This window comes from Streptomyces sp. BR1, from assembly GCF_052373795.1.
Lineage (GTDB): Bacteria > Actinomycetota > Actinomycetes > Streptomycetales > Streptomycetaceae > Streptomyces.
The window spans coordinates 5,271,551-5,293,129 of the sequence record NZ_CM126252.1 but is presented as its reverse complement, the minus strand read 5'-3'; the positions used below and the strand labels follow the sequence as shown (position 1 = coordinate 5,293,129).

Below are 21,579 nucleotides of genomic sequence, written 5' to 3'. Positions count from 1 at the left end.
GGCCCTTCGGGCCCATTTAAGGGGCGCGGGGAACTGCGCGAGCAACCCAGCACAATCCGCAGCCGAGGCTCACCCCCTGGGCACCAGGACGTTCTCCGTGTGGTGGCCTGCCACATAGTCCGCCACGTTGCGGACCGTCGCCGCCACGATCTGTCCCACCGCGTCCCGCGTGTAGTACGCCTGGTGCGACGTCACCACCACGTTCGGGAACGTCACCAGCCGCGCGAGCGTGTCGTCCTCGACGACCTCCAGCGACTTGTCGAGGAAGAAGAGACCGGCCTCGGCCTCGTACACATCGAGCCCCACCCCGGCGAACCGCCCCGCCCGCACCTCGTTCACCAGCGCCCCCGTGTCCACCAGCCCGCCCCGACTGGAGTTCACCAGGATCGCGTCGTCCTTCATCAGCTTCAGCGCCGCCCGGTCGATGAGGTGATGCGTGGACGGCAGCAGCGGCACATGCAGACTGACCACGTCCGCGTTCGCCAGCAGCTCGTCCTTCTCCACGTACTTCATCCCGAGCGACACGCACGCCGGATTCTCCGCCGCGTCCCAGCCGAGCAGGTTCATACCGAACCCATGGGCGATCCGGGTGAACGCCTCGCCGATCTTCCCGGTGCCGAGCACCCCCGCCGTACGCCCGCGCAGATCGCGGCCCATCAGCCCGTCGAGCCGGAAGTCGAAGTCCCGGGTCCGGTTGGAGGCGCGGACGATCCGGCGGTTGACCGCCATCGCCAGGGTCCAGGCGAACTCGGCCACGGAGTGCGGCGAGTAGTACGACACCCGCGCCACCGTGATGCCGAGCCGCTCCGCGACCTCCAGGTCGATGTTGTTGAACCCCGTCGAACGCTGGGCGATCATCTGCGTCCCGCCCACCGCCAGCGTCTGCAGCACCGTCCGGTCGAGGGTGGCGTTCACGCTGGTCGAGATCACCTCGTACCCGGCCGCGATGGGCGCGGTGTCCTCGGTGAGGAACACGTCGAGGCACCGCACGTCGTGCTGCCCCGCGAAGGCCGCCTCGATCAGCGGCCGCTCGTCGGCCTGCACGCCGAAGGCCAGGATGTCCATGGGGTTCACCTAAGGTCGGGGAGTACGGGTCGGACAGTCACGTTTTCCCGAAGCGCCCATACGCGTACATCACGCGCATCACGCCGAATATCGCGAATATACGACCCATCCCCACGCCCCGCCCGCCGCCAAGCCTGCGGCGTCAGCCGAAGAACACCCCCACCTCCGCATACAGCGCAGGATCCACCGTCTTCAGCCGCGCCGTCGCCTCCGCGATCGGCACCCGGACGATGTCCGTGCCCCGCAGGGCGACCATCTTGCCGAAGTCGCCGTCCCGTACCGCCTCGATCGCATGCAGTCCGAACCGGGTGGCCAGCCAGCGGTCGAAGGCGCTGGGGGTGCCGCCGCGCTGGACGTGGCCCAGGACCGTGGTGCGGGCCTCCTTGCCCGTGCGCCTCTCGATCTCCTTGGCCAGCCACTCCCCCACGCCCGAGAGCCGCACATGGCCGAAGGAGTCCAGCGTGCCGTCCTTCAGGACCAGCTCGCCGTCCTGCGGCATCGCACCCTCGGCGACCACGACGATCGGCGCGTACGACGCCTTGAAGCGAGAGGTGATCCAGCCGCAGACCTGGTCGACGTCGAAGCGCTGCTCGGGGATGAGGATGACGTTGGCACCGCCCGCCAGGCCCGAGTGGAGCGCGATCCAGCCCGCGTGGCGGCCCATCACCTCGACGACCAGGACCCGCATATGGGATTCGGCCGTGGTGTGGAGGCGGTCGATGGCCTCCGTCGCGATGCCGACCGCCGTGTCGAAGCCGAAGGTGTAGTCGGTCGCGGAGAGGTCGTTGTCGATGGTCTTCGGCACGCCGACGCACTTGATCCCGTACTCGTCGCTCAGCCGGGTCGCCACGCCCAGGGTGTCCTCGCCGCCGATCGCGATCATCGCGTCGATCTCGTGCTTGGCGAGGTTCTCCTTGATGCGGCGCACCCCGTTCTCGGCCTTGAGGGGGTTGGTGCGCGAGGAGCCGAGAATGGTGCCGCCACGGGGCAGGATGCCGCGCACGGCGGGGACGTCGAGCTTGACGGTGTCGCCCTCCAGCGGGCCGCGCCAGCCGTCCTTGAACCCGGTGAAGTCGTATCCGTACTCCTGGACGCCCTTGCGGACGACGGCCCGGATGACGGCGTTGAGCCCGGGGCAGTCGCCGCCTCCGGTCAGTACTCCGACTCGCATGGAATTGTCCCTTCGCCGTGGCAGACGCATGGAAAGACCTATACGGGCCACGCTAATGGTGACCCAGGTCACTCCGGGATGGGACGAAACGTCAATTCCGGGAATTCAAAGGGGTGTTGACGGTCTTTCATTCACCCGTACGAGCGTTGTACGGGCGGACGCCCGTCGCCCCACCCCCGTATGCGAGCCGAGGACCGCTCAGGCCTCGTCCAGGCCCTGCTCTATCGCGTACCGGACCAGCTCCACGCGGTTGTGCAGCTGGAGCTTGCCCAGGGTGTTCTGGACGTGGTTCTGGACCGTGCGGTGCGAGATGACCAGGCGCTCCGCGATCTGCTTGTACGAGAGGCCCTTCGCCACAAGCCGCAGCACCTCGGTCTCGCGCTCGGTGAGCTGCGGGGCCTTCGGCTCGTCGGGGGCCGCGGGCGCCGGGTCCGAGGCGAGCCGGCGGTACTCGCCGAGGACCAACCCGGCCAGGCCCGGGGTGAACACCGGGTCGCCCGCCGCCGTACGGCTCACCGCGTCGGTGAGCTCCTCCGTGCTCGCCGACTTCAGCAGATAGCCGGTCGCGCCGGACTTCACCGCCTCCAGGACGTCCGCGTGCTCGCCGGAGGCGGACAGGACCAGGACCCGCAGGGCCGGGTTGGCCCCGACCAGCTCCTTGCAGACCTGGACGCCCGGCATCCCGGGCAGATTGAGGTCCAGGACCAGGACGTCGGGCGTGACGGCCTGGGCCCGGCGGACCGCCTGCGGGCCGTCCCCTGCGGTGGCCACCACGTCGAACCCGGCGGCCGCCAGGTCGCGCGCGACCGCGTCGCGCCACATCGGGTGGTCGTCGACCACCATCACCTTCACGCTCTGCCGCTCGTACGTCTGCGTCATGCCTTCGCCTTCCCCCGTGGAACCTTCAGCTCTACTTCTGTTCCCTGCCCCGGCACCGAGATCAGCTCGGCGGTGCCGCCCAGGTCCCGCAGCCGGCCGCGGATCGAGAGGGCGACGCCCAGGCGTCCCTCCCCCTCGGCCTGTGCGAGCCGGCCCGCCGGGATTCCGGGACCGTCGTCCCGTACCGTCACGATCACTTCGTCCCCCCAGTCCTCGACCAGGATCCAGGCCTGGGCGGACTCCCCCGCGTGTCTGTGGACATTGTCCAACGCGGCACTGACAGCGGCCGCGAGCTCGCGCGCCGCCGGGGGCGGGAGCAGCACCGGAGCGCCGGGTTCCGCCAGCGAGACCCGCGATCCGGCGTGCGGCGCCAGCAGTACGCGCAGGTCGAGCTCGGCCCCTTCGGGGTCCGGCCGCCCGTCTTCGTCGTCGTCGACCGTACGGACCAGGGCGCCGAGCGCCGGGTCCTCGGACGCGCGCGTGGTGGGCACCAGACCGCTGGAGACCAGGGTGCGCAGCGCGACCTCCTGCTCCCCGGCCATCCGGCCGAGCTCGGCCGCCTCGCCGCCGAGCGCCGTGCCCCGGCGCTGCACCATGGCGAGCACCTGGAGGACGCTGTCGTGGATGTCCCGGGCCAGGCGCTCCCGCTCCCGGGTGGCGGCCTCGATCTCCAGGGCGCGGGCGAGGGTGGCTTCACTCGCGCGGGCGACCTCCACCACGTAACCGATGGCGACGGAGGCCACCCACACGAGCAGCACGTTGTGGAGCGTGTCGCGGGTGGGTGCGCCGCGCTCGACCAGGTTGGCGGCGGCGACCAGGGAGGACGCGAACGCGGCCCAGCGCCAGCCGCCCTTGATGGCGAACGCGAGCACCGAGCCCGCCGCCCAGATGGTCGGCAGGGTCGGCCCGTTGACCGTCCGGGCGTCGGCGTCGGCCAGCGGGGTGATCAGAATGCCGGTGAGCGCGATGGTCAGGTCGACGCCGAGGAACCGCTTGGTGCAGCTCGCCGCGTTCGCCACCCGGGGCAGCGTCGCCAGCGTCCACACCGCGAGCACCGACAGGAAGGCGATGCCCACCCAGGGCCGCTCGAAGTGCCGGTACTCCGAGACGAAGAGCAGCACCGCGTAGATCATCGTCAGTACGCGGTACGCGGTGAGCGCGCGCCACAGCGGCAGCTCGACGGACATCCTGATAACCCGCTCGCGCTTCGCCATGCTCCCCAACCCCTGAAAAACGAACGAACGGGGCTAGTCGCCCGGCCGTTCAGCCTGCTTGGCCTGATCGGCCTCGCGCGCCCGCTCCGCCTTCTCCGCCGCCTTCTCCTCGTCGGCCTTGCGCTTGGCCTCGTCGGCGATCTGGCGCTTGGCCGCGGTCGCGTAGATGTCCACGTACTCCTGGCCCGAGAGCTTCATGATCTCGTACATGACCTCGTCGGTCACCGAGCGCAGGATGAAGCGGTCGCCCTCCATGCCGTGGTAGCGGCTGAAGTCGAGCGGCTTGCCGATGCGGATGCCCGGGCGCATCAGCTTGGGCATCACCTTCCCCGGCGGCTGGATCTTCTCCGTGTCGATCATCGCGACCGGGATCACCGGCGCGCCGGTGGCGAGCGCCACGCGCGCGAGGCCGCCGGGCTTGCCGCGGTAGAGGCGGCCGTCGGGCGAGCGGGTGCCCTCCGGGTAGATCCCGAACAGCTCACCGCGCTCCAGGACCTCGATGCCGCTCTTGATGGCCGCCTCGCCCGCGCCGCGCGCGCCCGAGCGGTCCACCGGGAGCTGGCCGACGCCCTTGAAGAACGCGGCCGTCAGCTTGCCCTTCACGCCGGGCGAGGTGAAGTACTCGGCCTTGGCGATGAACGTCACCTTGCGGTCGAGGACCGCCGGCAGGAAGAAGGAGTCCGAGAAGGAGAGGTGGTTGCTCGCGAGGATCGCCGGCCCCTCGGCGGGAATGTTTTCGAGGCCCTCCACCCAGGGCCTGAAGGCAAGCTTCAGCGACCCGCCGATGGAGAACTTCATAGCGCCGTAGATCAACTCGGATGCCTTCCCTTGTCTGTCGAACAGACCTTAACCCGTGTCGGAGCCCCCCTCCCGCGCACGGGCCGGTGACGGCTCTGGTCGGTGTCAGTCCGGTCGCGTACCGTGAAGTACAACTCCCCCGCCCCTGCTCATGAACAGGAGATCCCGGTGCCCGTCCTCCCTGGAGCCGAGCCGTTCCGCCACGAGGGCGGAGAGGTCGGCGTCCTCCTCTGTCACGGCTTCACCGGTTCCCCGCAGTCGCTGCGCCCGTGGGCCGACCATCTGGCCGAGCGCGGGCTGACGGTCTCGCTGCCGCTGCTGCCCGGACACGGCACGCGCTGGCAGGACATGCAGCTCACCGGCTGGCAGGACTGGTACGCGGAAGTGGACCGGGCGCTGCGCGAGCTCCTTGAGCGCTGCACCCAGGTCTTCGTCTTCGGCCTCTCCATGGGCGGCGCGCTCGCGCTGCGGCTCGCGGCGAAGCACGGCGACGACATCGCGGGCCTGGTGCTCGTCAACCCGGGCAACAAGGTGCACGGCCTGGCCGCCCATGCCCTGCCGGTGGTCCGCCACTTCGTCCCGTCCACCAAGGGCATCGCCAGCGACATCGCCAAGGAGGGCGCGGCGGAGGTCGGCTACGACCGGGTGCCGCTGCACGCGGCGCACTCGCTGCGCAGGTTCTTCCAGGTGGTGGACCGTGAACTGCCGCAGGTGACGCAGCCGTTGATCGTGCTGCACAGCCCGCAGGACCATGTGGTGCCGCCCGCCGACTCGGCCCGTGTGCTCGCCCGGGTCTCCTCCACCGACGTCACCGAGATCCTGCTGGAACAGAGCTACCACGTGGCGACGTTGGACCACGACGCGGAGCGGATCTTCGAGGAGAGTTACGCGTTCATCGGCCGCCTCGCTCCGAGCGTCGGGAAGAAGGGGAGCACAACCGGTGGCTGAGCACGACGCGGACCGCGAACCGCAGCCGATCGACGAAGAGGCTGCGTGGGCGGCGATCGTGGCGGGGTACGGCGAGGAGCCGGCCGACCCGCCGGGGACCAAGCCGTTCAAGTCGGTGGAGGACCTAGCGGTCCTGGAGGGCGAGCGGAACGGGGCGCCGGCTCCGGAGGCGGACGGGCCCGAGACGCCGGAGCCGCCGGTTCCGCCCGAGCCGAAGCCGCTGGGCAGCTCGATCGTGTTCGCGCCGGGTGTGGGCGGGCCGCGCGACTACAGCGTCAAGGAGCCGTCCGACGCCGACGACTCCGACGAGGGCCACTTCATCCCGCCGGAGCCGCCGCCGCTGCCCGAGGCGGACGTCACGGCGAAGTTCGCGTGGCTGGCGGTGATCGGCGGGCCGCTGCTGATGCTGCTCGCGGCGATCTTCCAGTGGGAGTTCACGTGGTGGCTCACCACACTGGGAGTGGGCGGCTTCATCGGCGGCTTCGGAACGCTGTTCGCGCGGATGAAGCATGACGACGAGGACGACGACGATCCTGGGCGGGGCGCGGTGGTCTGACCACCGCTAGTGGGTCGGTACTCGTAGCGCCGCCAACACCGGCAAATGATCCGTCGCCGCGCGCAGGTCCGCGTTCGGCAAGCCCGTCGGGACCCCGCACCCCAGGACCTCGATCCCGCTCGTCGCGAAGATCGCGTCGATGCGTTGGTGGGGGTCCTGTGGGGTCGAGGTGTACTCCGTACCCCACGGGCGTACCGACCAGCAGTCCTGGAGTGCGGCCGACAGGCGGCGGAACGCGCGGCCGTCCGGGCGGTCGTTGAGGTCGCCGCCCGCGACCGCGTGGTCGACGCCCAGCTCCGCCAAGCGGTCGAGCAGCATCCCCGCCTGCGCCTCGCGCTCGGCCGCCTGGAGGCTCAGATGGCAGCTCAGGACGCCCAGGCGGGCGCCGCCGACGCGTACCACCGCCGTCGCGAAACCACGGCGGTGCAGCCCGGGAGTGAGCGGCAGCAGGACGTCCTCCGTGCGCTCCACCGTCGCCCGCAGCGAGCAGAGCAGCAGCGGGCCCGCTGCGGTCGCTCCGCCGCTCAGGACCACCAGCTCGCTCGCCGCCGCGAGCCGCGCGGCCGCCTTGCGCCAGCGGAAGAACCGGGGCGCCTCCTGGATCAGCACCAGATCGGGGTCGCAGGCGCGGATCACCCTGGCCAGTGCCGCGTTGTCGTCCCGCATCGAGCGGATGTTGTAGCTGAGGACACGGATCACGGCCGAGCCGTTCTCCGTACGGGACGCGGGAAGATCCGTGAGCGGCATGGGCACAACATAGGGCAGCGCCCGCCGCTTCCCCAGAGGGACGCGACGGGCGCTGACAGTGCGTACGGGCGTACGGTCAGCCCTGGCGGGCCAGGTCCGCCGCGCCCACCAGACCGGCCTTGTTGCCGAGCTGGGCGGCGAGGACCTGGGCGTGCGGACGCCACTGGCCGCCGATCAGCCAGCGCCGGAACGACTTGCGGATCGGGTCGAGGACCAGCTCGCCCTCGTCCGAGACGCCGCCGCCGACGATGAACGCGGACGGGTCGAAGAGCGAGGCCAGGTCGGCCAGGCCCGCGCCCGCCCAGCGGGCCAGCTCGCGGAAGGAGTCCACCGCGACCGGGTCGCCCTGGCGGGCGGCGGCGCTGATGTGCTTGCCCTCGATGCCCGCGACGGTGCCGTCGCCCAGACCGAGCAGGATCTCGGCGTTCTCGGGGGTCGCGTTGGCGCGCTGACGGGCGTACCGCACGAGCGCGCGCCCCGAGGCGTACTGCTCCCAGCAGCCCTGGCTGCCGCAGCCGCACAGCAGGCCGTCCGGCACGACCCGGATGTGGCCGAACTCGGCGGCCACGCCGAAGCGGCCGCGGCGCAGCTTGTTGCCGATGATGATGCCGCCGCCCAGACCCGTGCCGAGCGTGATGCAGATGACGTCCTCGTGGCCCTGGCCCGCGCCGAACTTGTACTCGCCCCAGGCCGCCGCGTTCGCGTCGTTCTCGACGACCACGGGCATCCCGACGCGCTGCTCGACCTTGTCCTTCAGCGGCTCGTGGCGCCAGTCGATGTTGGGCGCGAAGAGGACGGTGGCGCGCTTGTCGTCGACGTAACCGGCGGCACCGATGCCGACGGCCTCGATCTCGTGCCCCTTGCCCGCCCCTTCGACGGCGGCGCAGATCGCGTCCACGATGGCGTCAGCGGTCGGCGGCGTGGGCACGGTGTGCGTCTCAAGGATGTGGCCCTCCTCGTCGACCACTCCCGCCGCGATCTTGGTGCCGCCGATGTCGACGCCGATGGTGAGTCCCATTAAGTCCCTCAGTTTTCGGTCGAGCCCCGCTGAGGCCAACCGTACCCGAGGGCGGGCACCGGATCGTCAGTCCAGGTCGATGTGCTCGCCCGGGCCCGGGCCGCCGCCGTCCTCGTCCTTCTTGGGCCGCTCGGAGGCCCAGCGGCGCTCCTGGCCCTCGACGGCGGAGCGGTAGGCGGCGAGCAGTTCGCCGCCGGCCGCGGCGAGGTGGTCGAAGACGTCCGGGTTGCGCTCGATGACCGGTTCGACGGCCGCCTTGGCCTGGTTGATCAGCTGCTGCACGGCGCTCTGCGCGGCCATGCCGGGCAGCGAGGACTGGAGCGAGGAGACCTTGTCGGCGACGGCGTCGACCAGCTTGCGCAGCTCCTCGGCGGCCGAGCCGGGCGGCTGGCCGTACTCGGCGCGGCGGCGCGCCTTCTCCGCGGCGAGGTCCTCGGCGCACGCGTCGGCCCAGGCATCCGCGTCGGAGGCGGGACGCTCGGTGGCTTCGCTCATGGCGGACTCCAGCTGCTGAAGAGAAGGTTCTTGTTCTCTCGACGTTACCCGAATGGGGGTACGTCGTTCAGTGCGCGCGGGGCCACAGGTCGGGGTCCGGGGTGAACCGGATCCGCAGGACGCCGTCGGTGAGGGCGGCGCCCGAGACCGTGCAGCGGCGCAGCGCGGACGGCAGGGTGACGATCCGGCGGAACGGCCCGGCGTCCAGGAGGAGTTCATCGCCCCGGCGCACCAGGCCGAGCGCGTCCTTGGCCGCGCCGGGCAGCGGCAGCACCCAGACGAGGACGCCGTCGTCGGCGAGGCGGTCCTCGATGTCCCAAGGCTCTCGGGGTTCCGGTCCCTCCGTGCCCCACAGGCCCGTCTCGCCGGTCGGCCCGTCGATCAGTTCGTCGAGCTCGTCGACGCCCTGCGGCTCGCGCCCCAGGTGCGGGACCTCATGGACCGGTACGGGCTCGAACTCCTCGGCCAGCTCCTTGAGCGCGCACTGCTGGCGCCCGGAGAGCCCGGCGAGGAAGGGGTCGGCCGAGCCGGTGGGGAGGATGCGGTTGGCGACCACCGCGTCCAGGCGCAGCCCGTGCAGGGCCAGGCCGAGGCGGGCGGTGCGCAGGGCCGCGGAGGCGGCCGGTCCGGGCTCGGCGACCAGGCGTACGGTCGTCGCCGGGTCCTCCACCACGGCCTGCACGGCGGCCAGTTCCGCGTCCCAGCGCGCGGCCGTCTCGTACAGCCACTGCGCGGGCATCGGGACACCGGCGAGCTGGGCGAGGACCGGGCGCAGCGAGCGCGCGGCCTGCCGCTCGGGCGGGAGGAGCCGGCGCAGATAGCGGCGCAGCTGCCCGGGCAGAGCGAGGGCCGCCACGCACGCGTGGCTGGGCGGCATGTCGACGACGACCAGGTCGTGGTCGCCGGTGGCCGACTCGCGCAGCGCCTTGAGCAGGGCGAGCTGGTCGGCGCCGGGCAGCTCGGTCAGCTCCTCGCCGTCCAGGCGGCCCGCGCCGAGCAGGTCGAGGGCGGTGGCGGCACGCTCCTGGAGCGCGAGGAGTTCGGTGCGGAAGTGGGCGCCCGCGTCGATCCGTACGACGTCCAGGCCCTGGACCTCGTCGTCGCCGAGCAGCCGTTGGAGGCCGTCGTCGCGGTCGGTGCGGAGCAGCAGGGCGCGCTCGCCGCGCCGCGCCGCCGCGAGCGCGGTCGCGGCGGCGACGGTGGTGCGGCCCGCGCCGCCGGGACCGGTGACGAGGACCGTACGCACGATCAGGCCTGCTCGGCCCCGGCGGCGCCGCTCTCGACGCGCTTCTTCAGCCCGGCGAGCGCGCGGTCGATGATGACCTTCTCGGCCTTGCGCTTGATCATGCCGAGCATCGGGATCTTGACGTCGACGGTGAGCTGGTAGGTGACCTCGGTGTGGCCGCCGGGGGCGTCCGCGAGGCTGTACGAGCCGTCGAGGGTGCGCAGCATCTGGGACTTGACCAGGCTCCAGCTGACCTTGTCGGCCCCGTGCCAGGTGTACTTCAGGGTGTGGTCGTCCTTGATGGCGCCGGCGTCGAGGACGAGCCGGACCTGCTCGGCGCGGCCCTCGGCGTCCTTGGACAGCACCTCGGCCTCCTTCACCTCTCCGGTCCACTCGGGGTACCGGGTGAAGTCGGCGATCACCCCCATCACGTCGGCCGGTGCCGCCTCGATGGTGATAGACGAGCTGGTGTGTTCCGCCATCGTCGTGGCTCCTCCAGTGCGCGGGCCGCTGTGTGGGGTGGTGTTGTGCAGGCTATCGCGTGCCCGCCGGGCCTCATGCCGGAGGCCGCCTCACCACTCGAGGGCGAACGGCTTGGAGGTGGCGGCGAAGTGGCCGACGTTCACGCACTCGGTGCGCCCGATGCGTACCCGGCGGGCGAGCGGCTGGTGGACGTGGCCGAACAGGGAGTAGCGGGGTTTGGTGCGGCGGATGGCTTCGAGGAGCGCGCGCGAGCCGCGCTCGAAGCGGCGGGCGACCGTGTCGTAGACGAGCTCGGGGACCTCCGGCGGGATGTGCGAGCAGAGCACGTCCACTTCGCCGAGCGCCTCGACCTTGGCCGCGTACTCCTCGTCGGAGATCTCGAAGGGCGTACGCATGGGGGTGCGCAGTCCGCCGCCCACGAAGCCGAAGACGCGGCCGCCGATCTCGACGCGCTGGCCGTCCAGGACGGTGGTGCCGGGTCCGGCGTACTCGGGCCACAGGGACGGTATGTCGACGTTGCCGTAGGTGGCGTACGTCGGGGTGGGAAGGGCGGCGAACATCTCGGCGTACTGGCGGCGGACCGCCGACTCGATGGCGGCCTCCCGGTCGAGGCCCGCCCAGAGCGAACGGCCCAGGTCACGGGCCTCCTCGAAGCGGCGGGCGGTGCGCAGGGCGACGATCCGGTCCGCGTTCTCGACGCCGAAGAGGTCGGGGAAGATCCCGCGCGAGTGATCGGCGTAATCGAGGAAAAGGACGAGGTCACCCAGGCAGACGAGGGCGTCCGCGCCGTCCCCGGCCTTCGCCAGGCCTTCGGTGTTCCCGTGCACATCGCTGACCACATGTACTCGCATGACGACCACCCTAGGCCGCCGGACCTGCGGTTACTTCCGAGTCGCGAAAGGAGTGGACTACTGTGCGTGGAGCGGTGCGAACCGTGTGACGCAGCGAACATCTGGCCAGGACCCCCTATCGGGAACCCACTACCGATGGGTAACGTCCGGGCAGTCCAGTCGTGCTCGGAGTCCGCCCCACAGGTTCTCCGGGCACCTGCCCGATCTTGGACCGCAGCCGGTGCGTCACACAGAGCCGTGGCACCGGCGCCCGATGAGGAGCAGCAGTCTTGCGCGAGTTCAGCCTTCCGGCCCTGTACGAGGTCCCCACGGACGGCAACCTGACGGATCTGATCCGCCGCAATGCCGCTCAGCATCCCGACGTCGCGGTCATGGGCCGCAAGGTCGCGGGACGCTGGACCGATGTCACCGCCACCCAGTTCCTGGCCGAGGTCCGCGGTGTGGCCAAGGGCCTGATCGCCGCGGGCGTGGAGCCCGGCGACCGGGTGGCCCTGCTCTCCCGGACCCGTTACGAGTGGGTCCTGTTCGACTTCGCCGTCTGGAGCGCGGGCGCGGTCACCGTCCCCGTGTACGAGACGAGCTCGCCCGAGCAGATCCAGTGGATCCTCGGCGACTCCGGCGCCACCCTGGCCGTCGTCGAGTCCGAGGCGCACCTGGAGGCCGTGGCCTCCGTACAGGCCGGGCTCTCGGGCCTCAAGGGTATCTGGCAGATCGAGTCCGACGCCGTCGCCGAACTCACCGCCCTGGGCGCCGACATCTCCGACGAGGTGCTCGACCAGCGGATGTCGTCGGCGCACGCGGACGACCCGGCGACCATCGTCTACACCTCCGGCACCACCGGCCGCCCCAAGGGCTGTGTGCTCACCCACCGCGCCTTCTTCGCGGAGTGCGGCAACGTGGTGGAGCGCCTCAAGCCCCTCTTCCGCACCGGCGAGTGCTCGGTCCTGCTGTTCCTGCCGACCGCGCACGTCTTCGGCCGCCTGGTCGAGGTGGCGTCCGTGATGGCGCCGATCAAGCTCGGCTGCGTACCGGACATCAAGAACCTCACCGATGAACTGGCCTCGTTCCGGCCGACGCTGATCCTCGGTGTGCCGCGCGTCTTCGAGAAGGTCTACAACTCGGCCCGGGCCAAGGCCCAGGCGGACGGCAAGGGCCCGATCTTCGACAAGGCCGCGCACACCGCCATCGCGTACAGCCGCGCGCTCGGCACCCCGCAGGGCCCGTCGCTCGGCCTCAAGATCAAGCACAAGGTCTTCGACCGGCTCGTCTTCAGCAAGCTGCGCGCGGTGCTCGGCGGCCGCGGCGAGTACGCGATCTCCGGCGGCGCGCCGCTCGGCGAGCGCCTGGGCCACTTCTACCGGGGCATCGGCTTCACGGTTCTGGAGGGCTACGGCCTCACCGAGTCCTGCGCCGCGACCGCGTTCAACCCGTGGGACCGGCAGAAGATCGGCACGGTCGGACAGCCGCTGCCCGGTTCGGTCGTGCGGATCGCGGACGACGGCGAGGTGCTGCTGCACGGCGAGCACCTGTTCACCGGGTACTGGAACAACGAGGCGGCGACCGCCGAGGCGCTGGCCGACGGCTGGTTCCACACCGGCGACATCGGCACCCTCGACGAGGACGGCTACCTCGCGATCACCGGCCGCAAGAAGGAGATCATCGTCACGGCGGGCGGCAAGAACGTCGCCCCGGCGGTGATCGAGGACCGCATCCGCGCGCACGCGCTGGTCGCGGAGTGCATGGTGGTCGGCGACGGACGCCCGTTCGTGGGCGCGCTCGTCACCCTCGACGAGGAGTTCCTGGCCCACTGGGCCTCCGACCACGGCAAGCCGGCCGGTTCGACGGCGGCCTCGCTGCGCGAGGACGTGGATCTGCTCGCGGAGGTGCAGCGGGCGGTGGACGACGGCAACGCCGCGGTCTCCAAGGCGGAATCGGTGCGGAAATTCCGCATTCTCACCTCCCAGTTCACGGAGGAGGCGGGGCACATCACCCCGTCGCTGAAGCTCAAGCGCAATGTCGTGGCGAAGGACTTCGCGGACGAGATCGAGGCGATCTACGCCCACTGATCACGTGGGCATGTCCTGTGCGAGGACGCGCTGGACGTTGCGCTCGGCGAGCGCCGTGATCGTGACGAACGGGTTGACGCCGATGGAACCGGGGATCAGGGCTCCATCGGTGACGTAGAGGCCCGGGTATCCCTTCACCCGCCCGTAGTCGTCGGTCGCCCGCCCCAACGGGCAGCCGCCGAGCGGGTGGTAGCAGAACCCGTCGGCGAACGGCGTGTCGTTGCCGAACAGGTCGTACCGGTAGATCGTCGCGTTGCTGAAGTTGATCCGGTCGAAGAGCTTCTTGGTCGCGTCGACCGAGGGCTGGTTCTGCGCCCTGGTCCAGTTGAGCTTCGCCGAGTCACTCGCGGGGTCGTACGTGAAGGTGCCGCGCTGCGGGTTCTTGGTGATCGCCAGATACAGGCTCACCCAGTGCTCGAAGCCCATCGGCAGCGGGGCGATCTCGGCGAAGACCGGGTTGGATGTGTTGTCCCAGTCGTCGATGCCGAGCGCGGGCATGGTGGCCTCGTTGGCGCCGACCGTGTCCCACATGTAGTTGGCGCGGGCCGTCATGATGTTGCCGTTGGTGCCCCAGCCGGTGCCGACGGCCGGGTCGAGGGCGGGCAGGGTGCCCGTCTCCCGTGCGCGCACCAGCAGTTCGGTGGTGCCGAGGCTGCCCGCGCCGAGGAAGAGCTTCCCGCAGCCGATCTCCCTGGTCTCGACGACCTTGCCGGTCAGGTCGATGCGGTCGGCGGTGACGACGTACGTGCCGTCGGGCTGCCGGCGGATGGCGCGGGCGTGGTGCAGGGTCTCGATGGTGACGTTGCCGGTGCCGAGCGCCGCCGCGAGGTAGGTCTTGTCCACCGACCGCTTGCCGTAGTTGTTGCCGTAGATCACTTCGCCCGCGAGCGCGGACTTGGTGGCGGTGCCGGCCGCCTCGCGCTGCATGTACCCGAAGTCGTAGACGTTGGGTACGAAGACGGTCTTCAGGCCGGTGTTCTGGGCCGCCTTCCGCGAAGTGCGGGCGAATTCGTACCACTCGGTGGACTCGAACCAGGCCGGGTCGATCGCGTTGACGCCGAGCATGGCGTTGGCGCGCGGGAAGTACGTGGCGTACATCTCGGCGGCGTCGACCTGGGGCAGTACCTCGGCGAAGTAGTCGCGGCGGGGGGTGACGGCCATGCCGCCGTTGACCAGCGAGCCGCCGCCGACGCCGCGGCCCACGTAGACGGACATGTCGCCGTAGTTCACGCGGTCGAGTACGCCGGGGTACGGGCTGATGGTCTTGTTGACCACATCCAGCCAGAGGAAGGTGGCCAGCGGGGCCTCTGTTCTGGTGCGGAACCACATCGATCGCTGGTCCGGGGCCGCCGTCGAGCAGAAGATCTTGCCGTCGGGGGCGGGGGTGTCCCAGAGTCTGCCCATTTCCAGGACGAGGGTCTGGATGCCCGCCTGGGCGAGGCGGAGTGCGGTCACGGATGCGCCGTAGCCGGAGCCTATGACCAGGGCGGGGGTGTAGGTGGCGTCCTGCGCCTGCGCGGCGCGGGCCGGTTGGAGGGTGATTCGGGTGAGGCCGAGCAGTGCGGCCGTCTCCAGGGCGGCGAGGCCCAGTAGGTGACGGCGCGTCAGGTTTGGTGTCATGCGCGCAGCATGGGCGGAATTTGGGCTTCCGCCCAGCGGTCACGTTGTCTTAAATCTGAGTGACCGTCAGGGGTGGGAATGTGGTGGGCCCGGGGTTCGTCTGCGGATGGTGGTGGGTTGCTCGCGCCCCTCTGCTGCCCGGCCTTTGGCTGCGGACCGTGGGTGGTTGCTCGCGCAGTTCCCCGCGCCCCTTAATCGGCCGGATGTCGGGTGCGGACCGTGCTGGGCTTGTCGCGCAGTTCCCCGCGCCCCTGAAAGCCGGGCACCACGCCTCTTGAACGGCGGGCACCGCGCCCCTTGTAGGCCCGGCCACTCCTTACAGCAGCGCCCTCAACTTCTCTGCCAGCAAGTCCCAGCGCCACTTCTCCTCCACCCAGGCCCTGCCCCGCTCCCCCATCCGACGCCGCAGGGCCGGGTCCTGGAGGAGGGTGATGATGCGGTCCGCCGACTCCTCGGGGGAGCCGCCTCGTACCACCCAGCCCGTTTCGCCGTCCAAGACCGCGTCGGGCGCGCCGCCCGAGTCGCCCGCCACCACCGGGAGGCCCGTCGCCGAGGCTTCCAGGTAGACGATGCCCAGGCCCTCCACGTCGAGGCCGCCCCGGCGGGTGCGGCAGGGCATGGCGAAGACGTCGCCGGCGCCGTAGTGGGCGGGGAGTTCGGCCCAGGGGACGGAGCCGGTGAAGCGGACCGAGGGGGCGACGCCGGTCTCCTCGGCCAGTTTGCGCAGCTCCTGCTCGTACGGGCCGCCGCCGACGATCAGCAACACCGCGTCCGGCACGCGCGCGAGGATCGCGGGCATCGCGAGGATCAGGGTGTCCTGGCCCTTGCGCGGGACCAGGCGGGAGACGCACACCACGACCGGGCGGTCGGTCAGGCCGAGGCGGGCTCGGACCTCGTCGCCGCCCGAGCCCGGGTGGAACGTCTTCTCGTCCACGCCCGGCGGCAGTTGGACCATCCGGTCGGCGGCCCGCTCGGTGAGCGCGGCGGCGATCCGGGACCGCGTGTACTCACCCAGATAGGTGATCGTGTCCGTGCCCTCGCCGATCCGCCGCAGCAGCTGGCGCGAGCCGGGCAGCTGGGCCCAGCCCGCCTCGTGGCCGTGCGTGGTGGCGACCAGGCGTTCCGCGCCCGCTCGGCGCAGCGCGGGCCCCATCAGACCGAGCGGCGCCGCCGCCCCGAACCACACCGAGGAGCAGCCGTGCTCCTTGAGCAGGCCCACCGCGCGGCGGGTCGCCCGGGGCGTCGGCAGCAGCATCGTGGTGCGGTCGCGCACCACGGTGAACGGCTGCTCGGCGTCGAAGGCCGCGGTCGCCTCGACGCCCTCCCGGCTCCGCTTCCAGGTCGAGGCGTAGACGACGAGCTGCTCGGGGTCGAGCCGCAGCGCCATGTTGTGCAGGAACGCCTGGATGCCGCCGGGGCGCGGCGGGAAGTCATTGGTCACGATCAGGGTCTTGTGCATCGCCGCCGACAGTACCGAACGGCCCCGCCTCATCGCTCGGGCACGCCCCCGCCCGGCATCATGACTCCTCCGCCATGGGAATCAGGACGAGGTGTGCATGTCCGCAGTGAATGGTGCAGGACGCACGAAAAGCATCGGCGCGATCCTCGCCGGGTTCGCCGTCACCCGGTGTCTGCTGCTGCTCTGCGTCTTCCGGGTCCTGGTTGCGCCGGGCCCGGACGTCACCAGTGACGTCAACGTCATCTACCAGGGCTGGTACGAGGTGCTGCGCACCGGCACGTATCCGCTGGACGACGTCACCTGGCAGTACCCGCCCGCCGCCGCCCTCGCCATCCTCGCGCCCGGCGCCGTCCCCTTCCTCGGCTACCCGTCGGCCTTCTTCGTCCTCGCGTTCCTCGCCGACTGCGCCGTCTTCGGACTGCTGCTGTACGCGGGCGGGCGAGCCGGGAAGTCCCGTACGGGCGCGTGGGTCTGGGTCTGGGGCGTACCGCTGCTCGGGCCCACCGCGTACGCGCGCTACGACCTGATGGTGACCGCCGTGGCCGTGGCGGCGCTGCTCGCCGGGGTCCGGCGGCCGCGTGTGCTCGGCGCGCTCACCGCGTTCGGCGCGCTGCTCAAGGTCTGGCCGGTGCTGCTGCTCGCGCGGGCGCCCCGCCGGGCCTGGGCGACCGCCGCTGTGACGGCGGGCGGGTTCCTGCTGCTGTGCCACGCGGTCGCGCCCGGGGCCTTCGCGTTCCTCACCTTCCAGCGCGAGCGCGGCACCGAGGTCGAGTCGCTGGGCGCGCTCGTCTTCCATGTCGCCCGCCACTTCGGCTGGCAGGGCCATGTGCAGCTCAACTACGGGTCGGTGGAGTTCCTGGGCCCGTACGTCCCGCTGGTCTCCACGCTGGCGATGGGGCTGACCGCGGTGGCGTTCGGCTGGCTGCTGCTGTGGCGGCTGCGGGCCCGCGACAGCGCACCCGGCACACTCGCGGACGCCGCCTTCACGGCCGTCCTGCTCTTTACCACCACCAGCCGGGTGATCAGTCCGCAGTATCTGATCTGGCTGGTCGGTCTTGCCGCCGTGTGCCTGGTCTTTCCGGGCAGTCCGATGGCCCGGCCCGCCAAGCTGGTGCTCGCCGCCGCCGGGGCGACCCTGCTCGAATTCCCGCTGTTCTTCTCGCATGTGGTGGCGAGCGACTGGCTGGGGGTGCTGCTCCTGTTCGTACGCAACGGGCTGCTCGTGGCCGCGTCGGTCAGCGCGTGCCGTCGGCTGTGGCGCGCCACGGTCCCGGCACCGGTCGGGGCGGCCCGCATGGTCCTCACCGCTCAGGCCAGCCGGTCCCGTACGTAAGAGCGCCACAGGGTGGTGAACTCCCTTGGCGTGGTGCCCAGTTCGTCGTTCATCGCCTTCTCCACGGCGCCCTCGCGGTGCTTCTGCTCGCCCACCTTCGCGTAGAAGGCGGCGAGTCTGTCCTCGCCCCAGCGCTGGGCGATCAGGGAGCAGGCGAGCCAGCCGCCCTCGTACGCCCGGGCCAGCCGGTCGGCACCGCCCTCGAAGCCGAAGTCCGCGTCGGCGGGCAGCTCGTCGGGCAGCTCGCCGCGCCGCACCGCCTGCTGGAGTTCCGGTGCGGCCTGGGCGGCGGTGCGCCCGGTGCCCCGGTAGCCCACCCAGTCGGCGTAGCCCTCGGAGAGCCACATCGGGGTCGCGGGCGAGGTGCGGGCGCGGGTGGCGACATGGGTGGTCTCATGGGTGAGGACGACCCGTTTGCCCAGGTCGCCGAGGACTCCGTATGCCTCGGGGTTGACGATCACGCGGTCCGCGGGGGTCGTCCCGGCCGCGCCCGCCTCGCCGGTGGTCACCGCCGCGATCCCCCGGTACGAGGCGGCGGGCGCCCCGAGCAGCGCCGCCATCGAGTCCAGCGAGGCAGGGACGAAGACGACCACCTTGCCCGCCCACATACCCGGCCAGGCGGCCGAGACGGCGGGCACCGCCCGGTCCTCGGTGCGGGCGATCTCCTGGAGCAGCGTGCGGTCCTGGCCGACGCCGAGGACGAGGCTGTGCGTGCCGCGCAGGACGGTCACCGGGCCCTGCTGCCACAGCGGCTGGGCGGCGCCGTCGGCCGGGCGGTCGGCGGTGACGTACCAGCGCCCGGCGCGCTCGCCGAGCTCCACGACGCGGTTCGAGACGACCGGCGCGCTGTCGTACCCGTCGATGCGGTAGCGCAGCTCCACCTGGGCGCTGGCCCGCGCGCCGTCGTGGGTCAGGCCCGTCACCCGGTACGCCCAGGCGCTCAGCGGCACCTGGCGCAGGTTGGTGAACTCGGCCCGCTGGGCGTCCCGCAAGGTCCCGGCCGCCGGGTCCACCGCGTCCAGATAGCCGCGCTCGTCGTGGTGCAGTACGGCGGCGGCGCGGCTGTCGAGGGTGCGCTGGACCTGGTGGGAGGTGGCGTCGGGGGCTGCGGCCGGGGCCGAGCAGGCGGAGGCGAGCAGCAGCGCAGCGAGTCCGTATCCCGCCGTGCGCCGTCGCCACCCGCCGGTGAACCGCCGATCCGCCATCCTCCCGATCGTACGGTCACACGCGCGTGACCGAGGAGACGGGCATCATGCCCACCGGGTCGTAGCGCACCGGCGCGCCCGGGTAGGGGGCGTGGATGACCTGCCCGTTGCCCACGTACATCGCGACATGGCTGGCGTCATGGCGATAGACGACGAGGTCGCCGGGGCGCGCCTCGGAGAGCGGCACCTGGGTCCCGGCGTACCGCTGCGCCTGCGAGGTGCGCGGGAGCCCCACGCCCGCCTGCGCGTACGACCACTGCATCAGGCCCGAGCAGTCGAACCCGGACGGCCCGTTGGCGCCCCAGATGTAGGGCCTGCCGAGCGCCTGGCGGGCGGCGAGCACGGCGGCCGCCGCCCGGCCCGACGCGGGCACCGCACTGCCCAGGTCGGGGGTGCGGCCGCCGCCGCGCGAGGCGCGGTCGAAGGCGGCGCGGTCGGCGGTGGGCAGCGCGTTGAGCACCCGGCGGGCCTCGGCGAGCTTGGACTCGACGGTCCGCTTGTGCCGGGCCACCTCGACACGGCTGCGCTCCAGCTCGGCGAGTTTGCGGGTGGCCTCGGTGCGCTGCTGGCCGATCCGCCGCAGCTCCTGCTGGAGTTCGCGCAGCTGCGTGCTCTGGCGCTCGCTGAGCCGGTCGAGGGCGGCGGCCTTGTCGAGATAGCTGTCCGGGTTCTCGGAGAGCAGCAGCGCGAGGGAGGGGTCGATGCCCCCGGAGCGGTACTGGGCGCCGGCGATCGCGCCGAGCGCGCCCCGCATCCGGTTGATCCGCTCCTGGCCCCGGGCGACGCTGTCCTGCGCGTCACTGACCTGCCTGCGCAGCTCGGTGGCGTGCTCGTCCGCCTTGTCGTACTCCTCGGTCGCCTTCTCCGCCTGGGCGAAGAGCCGGTCGACCCTGGCCTTGCCGGTGTCGCCCGGGTCGGCGCTCGCCGGTGCCGCGAAGGCCGCGGCCGCGGTGGCCGCCGCCGCGGAGAGAACGGTGACCCGGGTGGTCTGGCCGAGGCCGGGCTGCGTGGGACGGCGATGGGACGCCACGTGAAGCCGCACTCCTTCCGCCGGTGCGACCCCTGCCGCCCGGGCGGGCGGACGAGTTGGAGGTTCACGGGGGCACCGCACGCCGGACAGTAGCGGGACCGGCACGGGCGGCCAACGACCCTTGTGCCTACGCAAAGTGACGCCCCACCGGAGAACACAGGTCACCGGCGGGGCGTGGCGTCAGCGCGAGTTGCCGGAATTCGCCCGTTCGGGCGTGGTCGGCAAGCGACCCGTGACCGGGCCGTACGTGTCGCGCGGGGCGTCAGCCGATGCGGACACCGAACTGGAACGGCATGTTGTCCATGGACTCGTAGCGCACGACCGCGCCCGGCTTCGGGGCGTGCAGCACCTGGCCGTTGCCCGCGTAGAGGCCGACGTGGTGCAGGTCGCCGTAGAAGAGCACCAGGTCGCCCGGCTTGAGCTGGCTGCGGCCTATCTGGGTGCCGGCGGTGGCCTGCTCCTGCGAGGTGCGGGGTATGTTCACGCCGGCCTGGCGGTACGCCCAGGAGGTGAGCCCCGAGCAGTCGAACGAGGCGGTGCCGGTGGCGCCGTACACGTACGGCTTGCCGATCTGCGACTGGGCGGCGGAGAGGGCCGCGGCGCCGCGCTGCGAGGCGGGGACCTCGCTGCCGAGGTCGGTGCGGGTCTCGGTGCGGTTGGCGCGCGCGTCGTCGGCCGCGAGCGACGCCTTCTCGGCGGCGGTCAGCGAGTTGAGGAGCTTCTGCGCGTCGGCGAGCTTGGACTGGGTCTCGGCCTTCTTGTCGCCGAGCTCCTTGCGGGTGTCCGCGAGGTCCTTGAGCTTGTCCGTGGCTTCCTTGCGCTCCTGCGCGAGGCTGCGCTGCTTCTCCTGGATCTTCTGCAGCGCCTCGGTCTGCTTGGCGCTCAGCTGGTCAAGGGAGGACGCCTTGTCCAGGAAGTCGTCCGGGTTGGAGGAGAGGAAGAGCTGGACCGAGGGGTCGATACCGCCCGAGCGGTACTGCGCCGAAGCCATCGAACCCAGGCCGTCGCGCAGCTTGTTGAGCTCGTCCTGGCCGCGGGCCACCTTGTCCTGGAGCGCGCCGACCTGCTTCTCCAGCTGGTCCTGCTTCTCCTTGGCGCCGTTGTACTTCTCCGTCGCCTGCTCGGCCTCGTCGTAGAGCTTGTCGACCTTGGCCTTCACTTCGCTCTTGGAAGGCTTCGGGTCCGCGTGCGCGGCCTGGGACGTGAGAGCGACGGCCGCGGCGGCGGTCGCGGTGAGCACGGTCACACGGGTGCGGCTCGCGGGCTTGGGTCGACGGTGGGACGCCACGAAGGCGAGCTCCTTCTTCCTCAGCCGCCGAACAGCGCAGACTCGGCGGGACCTTCACGGTCACCCCGGACGAGTGATCAACCGCGTGAAGGTTCGAGCCCCGACCCTAGTGACCCTCTTGTGATCAG

The 21,579-nt window shown here is 71.5% G+C and carries 20 protein-coding genes; 4 read left to right on the top strand and 16 right to left on the bottom strand.

Annotation, left to right across the window (positions count from 1 at the left end):
- Window positions 1-69: 69 nt before the first annotated feature.
- The 5 genes from ACT1U9_RS23060 to ACT1U9_RS23040 all read right to left on the bottom strand — a co-directional run bounded on the left by ACT1U9_RS23060 (window position 70) and on the right by ACT1U9_RS23040 (window position 5,142).
- Window positions 70-1,065 carry a 2-hydroxyacid dehydrogenase gene (locus tag ACT1U9_RS23060; protein ID WP_444534573.1) on the bottom strand — a complete coding sequence of 332 codons (996 nt, stop codon included), beginning with the start codon at window positions 1,063-1,065 and terminating at the stop codon, window positions 70-72.
- A gap of 142 nt (window positions 1,066-1,207) precedes the next feature.
- Window positions 1,208-2,236 carry a 6-phosphofructokinase gene (locus tag ACT1U9_RS23055; RefSeq protein ID WP_444534572.1) on the bottom strand — a complete coding sequence of 343 codons (1,029 nt, stop codon included), beginning with the start codon at window positions 2,234-2,236 and terminating at the stop codon, window positions 1,208-1,210.
- Window positions 2,237-2,434: 198 nt separating this feature from the next.
- Window positions 2,435-3,115, bottom strand: a complete 681-nt coding sequence (locus tag ACT1U9_RS23050; RefSeq protein WP_444534571.1) for a response regulator — start codon at window positions 3,113-3,115, stop codon at window positions 2,435-2,437.
- Complete coding sequence (gene macS / locus ACT1U9_RS23045; protein ID WP_444534570.1) at window positions 3,112-4,329, bottom strand: MacS family sensor histidine kinase; 1,218 nt, start codon at window positions 4,327-4,329, stop codon at window positions 3,112-3,114. Before macS ends, ACT1U9_RS23050 begins: the two co-directional genes overlap by 4 nt.
- Before the next feature lie 33 nt (window positions 4,330-4,362).
- The gene (locus tag ACT1U9_RS23040; protein WP_444534569.1) at window positions 4,363-5,142 is read right to left on the bottom strand and encodes a 1-acyl-sn-glycerol-3-phosphate acyltransferase; all 780 of its coding nucleotides are present in this window, start codon (window positions 5,140-5,142) and stop codon (window positions 4,363-4,365) included.
- Between the two features lie 153 nt (window positions 5,143-5,295).
- On the opposite strand from ACT1U9_RS23040, the gene ACT1U9_RS23035 reads away from it, so the two are divergent.
- Both ACT1U9_RS23035 and ACT1U9_RS23030 read left to right on the top strand, forming a co-directional pair.
- Window positions 5,296-6,075, top strand: coding sequence for an alpha/beta hydrolase (locus ACT1U9_RS23035; RefSeq protein WP_444534568.1), 780 nt, complete (start codon window positions 5,296-5,298; stop codon window positions 6,073-6,075).
- The gene (locus ACT1U9_RS23030; protein WP_444534567.1) at window positions 6,068-6,631 is read left to right on the top strand and encodes a hypothetical protein; all 564 of its coding nucleotides are present in this window, start codon (window positions 6,068-6,070) and stop codon (window positions 6,629-6,631) included. Before ACT1U9_RS23035 ends, ACT1U9_RS23030 begins: the two co-directional genes overlap by 8 nt.
- Window positions 6,632-6,637: 6 nt before the next feature.
- On the opposite strand, the gene ACT1U9_RS23025 is transcribed toward ACT1U9_RS23030, so the two are convergent.
- The 6 genes from ACT1U9_RS23025 to ACT1U9_RS23000 form a co-directional block, all read right to left on the bottom strand.
- A complete protein-coding gene (locus ACT1U9_RS23025; protein ID WP_444534566.1) occupies window positions 6,638-7,378 on the bottom strand; it encodes an endonuclease/exonuclease/phosphatase family protein in 741 nt (246 codons plus the stop codon).
- 76 nt (window positions 7,379-7,454) lie between these two features.
- Window positions 7,455-8,396 (bottom strand): ROK family glucokinase, encoded by a 942-nt coding sequence (locus ACT1U9_RS23020; RefSeq protein WP_444534565.1) that lies wholly within the window; start codon window positions 8,394-8,396, stop codon window positions 7,455-7,457.
- Window positions 8,397-8,462: 66 nt separating this feature from the next.
- Complete coding sequence (locus ACT1U9_RS23015) at window positions 8,463-8,891, bottom strand: DUF5304 domain-containing protein (protein WP_444534564.1); 429 nt, start codon at window positions 8,889-8,891, stop codon at window positions 8,463-8,465.
- A gap of 67 nt (window positions 8,892-8,958) precedes the next feature.
- Complete coding sequence (locus ACT1U9_RS23010) at window positions 8,959-10,137, bottom strand: ArsA family ATPase (RefSeq protein WP_444534563.1); 1,179 nt, start codon at window positions 10,135-10,137, stop codon at window positions 8,959-8,961.
- Between the two features lie 2 nt (window positions 10,138-10,139).
- Complete coding sequence (locus ACT1U9_RS23005; protein ID WP_444534562.1) at window positions 10,140-10,598, bottom strand: SRPBCC family protein; 459 nt, start codon at window positions 10,596-10,598, stop codon at window positions 10,140-10,142.
- Between the two features lie 90 nt (window positions 10,599-10,688).
- Window positions 10,689-11,450 carry a metallophosphoesterase family protein gene (locus tag ACT1U9_RS23000; protein WP_444534561.1) on the bottom strand — a complete coding sequence of 254 codons (762 nt, stop codon included), beginning with the start codon at window positions 11,448-11,450 and terminating at the stop codon, window positions 10,689-10,691.
- A gap of 269 nt (window positions 11,451-11,719) precedes the next feature.
- Between ACT1U9_RS23000 and ACT1U9_RS22995 the strand changes: the two genes are divergently transcribed.
- Window positions 11,720-13,516, top strand: coding sequence for an AMP-dependent synthetase/ligase (locus ACT1U9_RS22995; protein WP_444534560.1), 1,797 nt, complete (start codon window positions 11,720-11,722; stop codon window positions 13,514-13,516).
- Here the strand turns inward: ACT1U9_RS22995 and ACT1U9_RS22990 are convergent, their stop codons facing one another.
- Together ACT1U9_RS22990 and ACT1U9_RS22985 are read right to left on the bottom strand one after the other, a co-directional pair.
- Window positions 13,517-15,136: a GMC oxidoreductase gene (locus ACT1U9_RS22990; protein WP_444534559.1), complete on the bottom strand. Its 1,620-nt coding sequence runs from the start codon at window positions 15,134-15,136 to the stop codon at window positions 13,517-13,519.
- A gap of 316 nt (window positions 15,137-15,452) precedes the next feature.
- Entirely contained in the window at window positions 15,453-16,628 is a 1,176-nt protein-coding gene (locus tag ACT1U9_RS22985; protein WP_444534558.1) for a glycosyltransferase family 4 protein, read from the bottom strand.
- Window positions 16,629-16,692: 64 nt separating this feature from the next.
- On the opposite strand from ACT1U9_RS22985, the gene ACT1U9_RS22980 reads away from it, so the two are divergent.
- Entirely contained in the window at window positions 16,693-17,928 is a 1,236-nt protein-coding gene (locus ACT1U9_RS22980; protein WP_444534557.1) for a glycosyltransferase 87 family protein, read from the top strand.
- Here ACT1U9_RS22980 and ACT1U9_RS22975 read toward each other — a convergent pair.
- The 3 genes from ACT1U9_RS22975 to ACT1U9_RS22965 form a co-directional block, all read right to left on the bottom strand.
- Window positions 17,904-19,133: a hypothetical protein gene (locus tag ACT1U9_RS22975; protein WP_444534556.1), complete on the bottom strand. Its 1,230-nt coding sequence runs from the start codon at window positions 19,131-19,133 to the stop codon at window positions 17,904-17,906. The two genes, ACT1U9_RS22980 and ACT1U9_RS22975, sit on opposite strands and share 25 nt — an antisense overlap.
- A gap of 16 nt (window positions 19,134-19,149) precedes the next feature.
- Window positions 19,150-20,163 (bottom strand): NlpC/P60 family protein, encoded by a 1,014-nt coding sequence (locus ACT1U9_RS22970; RefSeq protein WP_444534555.1) that lies wholly within the window; start codon window positions 20,161-20,163, stop codon window positions 19,150-19,152.
- Between the two features lie 262 nt (window positions 20,164-20,425).
- Window positions 20,426-21,451: an NlpC/P60 family protein gene (locus ACT1U9_RS22965; RefSeq protein ID WP_444534554.1), complete on the bottom strand. Its 1,026-nt coding sequence runs from the start codon at window positions 21,449-21,451 to the stop codon at window positions 20,426-20,428.
- Between the last annotated feature and the right edge of the window lie 128 nt (window positions 21,452-21,579).

Excerpts from the sequence above, each read along its gene's own strand:
- ACT1U9_RS22990 (WP_444534559.1), bottom strand. The coding sequence starts at position 15,136 with ATGACACCAAACCTGACGCGCCGTCACCTACTGGGCCTCGCCGCCCTG.
- ACT1U9_RS23055 (WP_444534572.1), bottom strand. The coding sequence starts at position 2,236 with ATGCGAGTCGGAGTACTGACCGGAGGCGGCGACTGCCCCGGGCTCAAC.
- ACT1U9_RS22980 (WP_444534557.1), top strand. The coding sequence starts at position 16,693 with ATGTCCGCAGTGAATGGTGCAGGACGCACGAAAAGCATCGGCGCGATC.
- ACT1U9_RS23000 (WP_444534561.1), bottom strand. The coding sequence starts at position 11,450 with ATGCGAGTACATGTGGTCAGCGATGTGCACGGGAACACCGAAGGCCTG.
- ACT1U9_RS23015 (WP_444534564.1), bottom strand. The coding sequence starts at position 8,891 with ATGAGCGAAGCCACCGAGCGTCCCGCCTCCGACGCGGATGCCTGGGCC.
- ACT1U9_RS23050 (WP_444534571.1), bottom strand. The coding sequence starts at position 3,115 with ATGACGCAGACGTACGAGCGGCAGAGCGTGAAGGTGATGGTGGTCGAC.
- ACT1U9_RS23020 (WP_444534565.1), bottom strand. The coding sequence starts at position 8,396 with ATGGGACTCACCATCGGCGTCGACATCGGCGGCACCAAGATCGCGGCG.
- ACT1U9_RS23005 (WP_444534562.1), bottom strand. The coding sequence starts at position 10,598 with ATGGCGGAACACACCAGCTCGTCTATCACCATCGAGGCGGCACCGGCC.
- ACT1U9_RS22975 (WP_444534556.1), bottom strand. The coding sequence starts at position 19,133 with ATGGCGGATCGGCGGTTCACCGGCGGGTGGCGACGGCGCACGGCGGGA.
- ACT1U9_RS23060 (WP_444534573.1), bottom strand. The coding sequence starts at position 1,065 with ATGGACATCCTGGCCTTCGGCGTGCAGGCCGACGAGCGGCCGCTGATC.
- ACT1U9_RS23025 (WP_444534566.1), bottom strand. The coding sequence starts at position 7,378 with ATGCCGCTCACGGATCTTCCCGCGTCCCGTACGGAGAACGGCTCGGCC.
- ACT1U9_RS22985 (WP_444534558.1), bottom strand. The coding sequence starts at position 16,628 with ATGAGGCGGGGCCGTTCGGTACTGTCGGCGGCGATGCACAAGACCCTG.
- macS (WP_444534570.1), bottom strand. The coding sequence starts at position 4,329 with ATGGCGAAGCGCGAGCGGGTTATCAGGATGTCCGTCGAGCTGCCGCTG.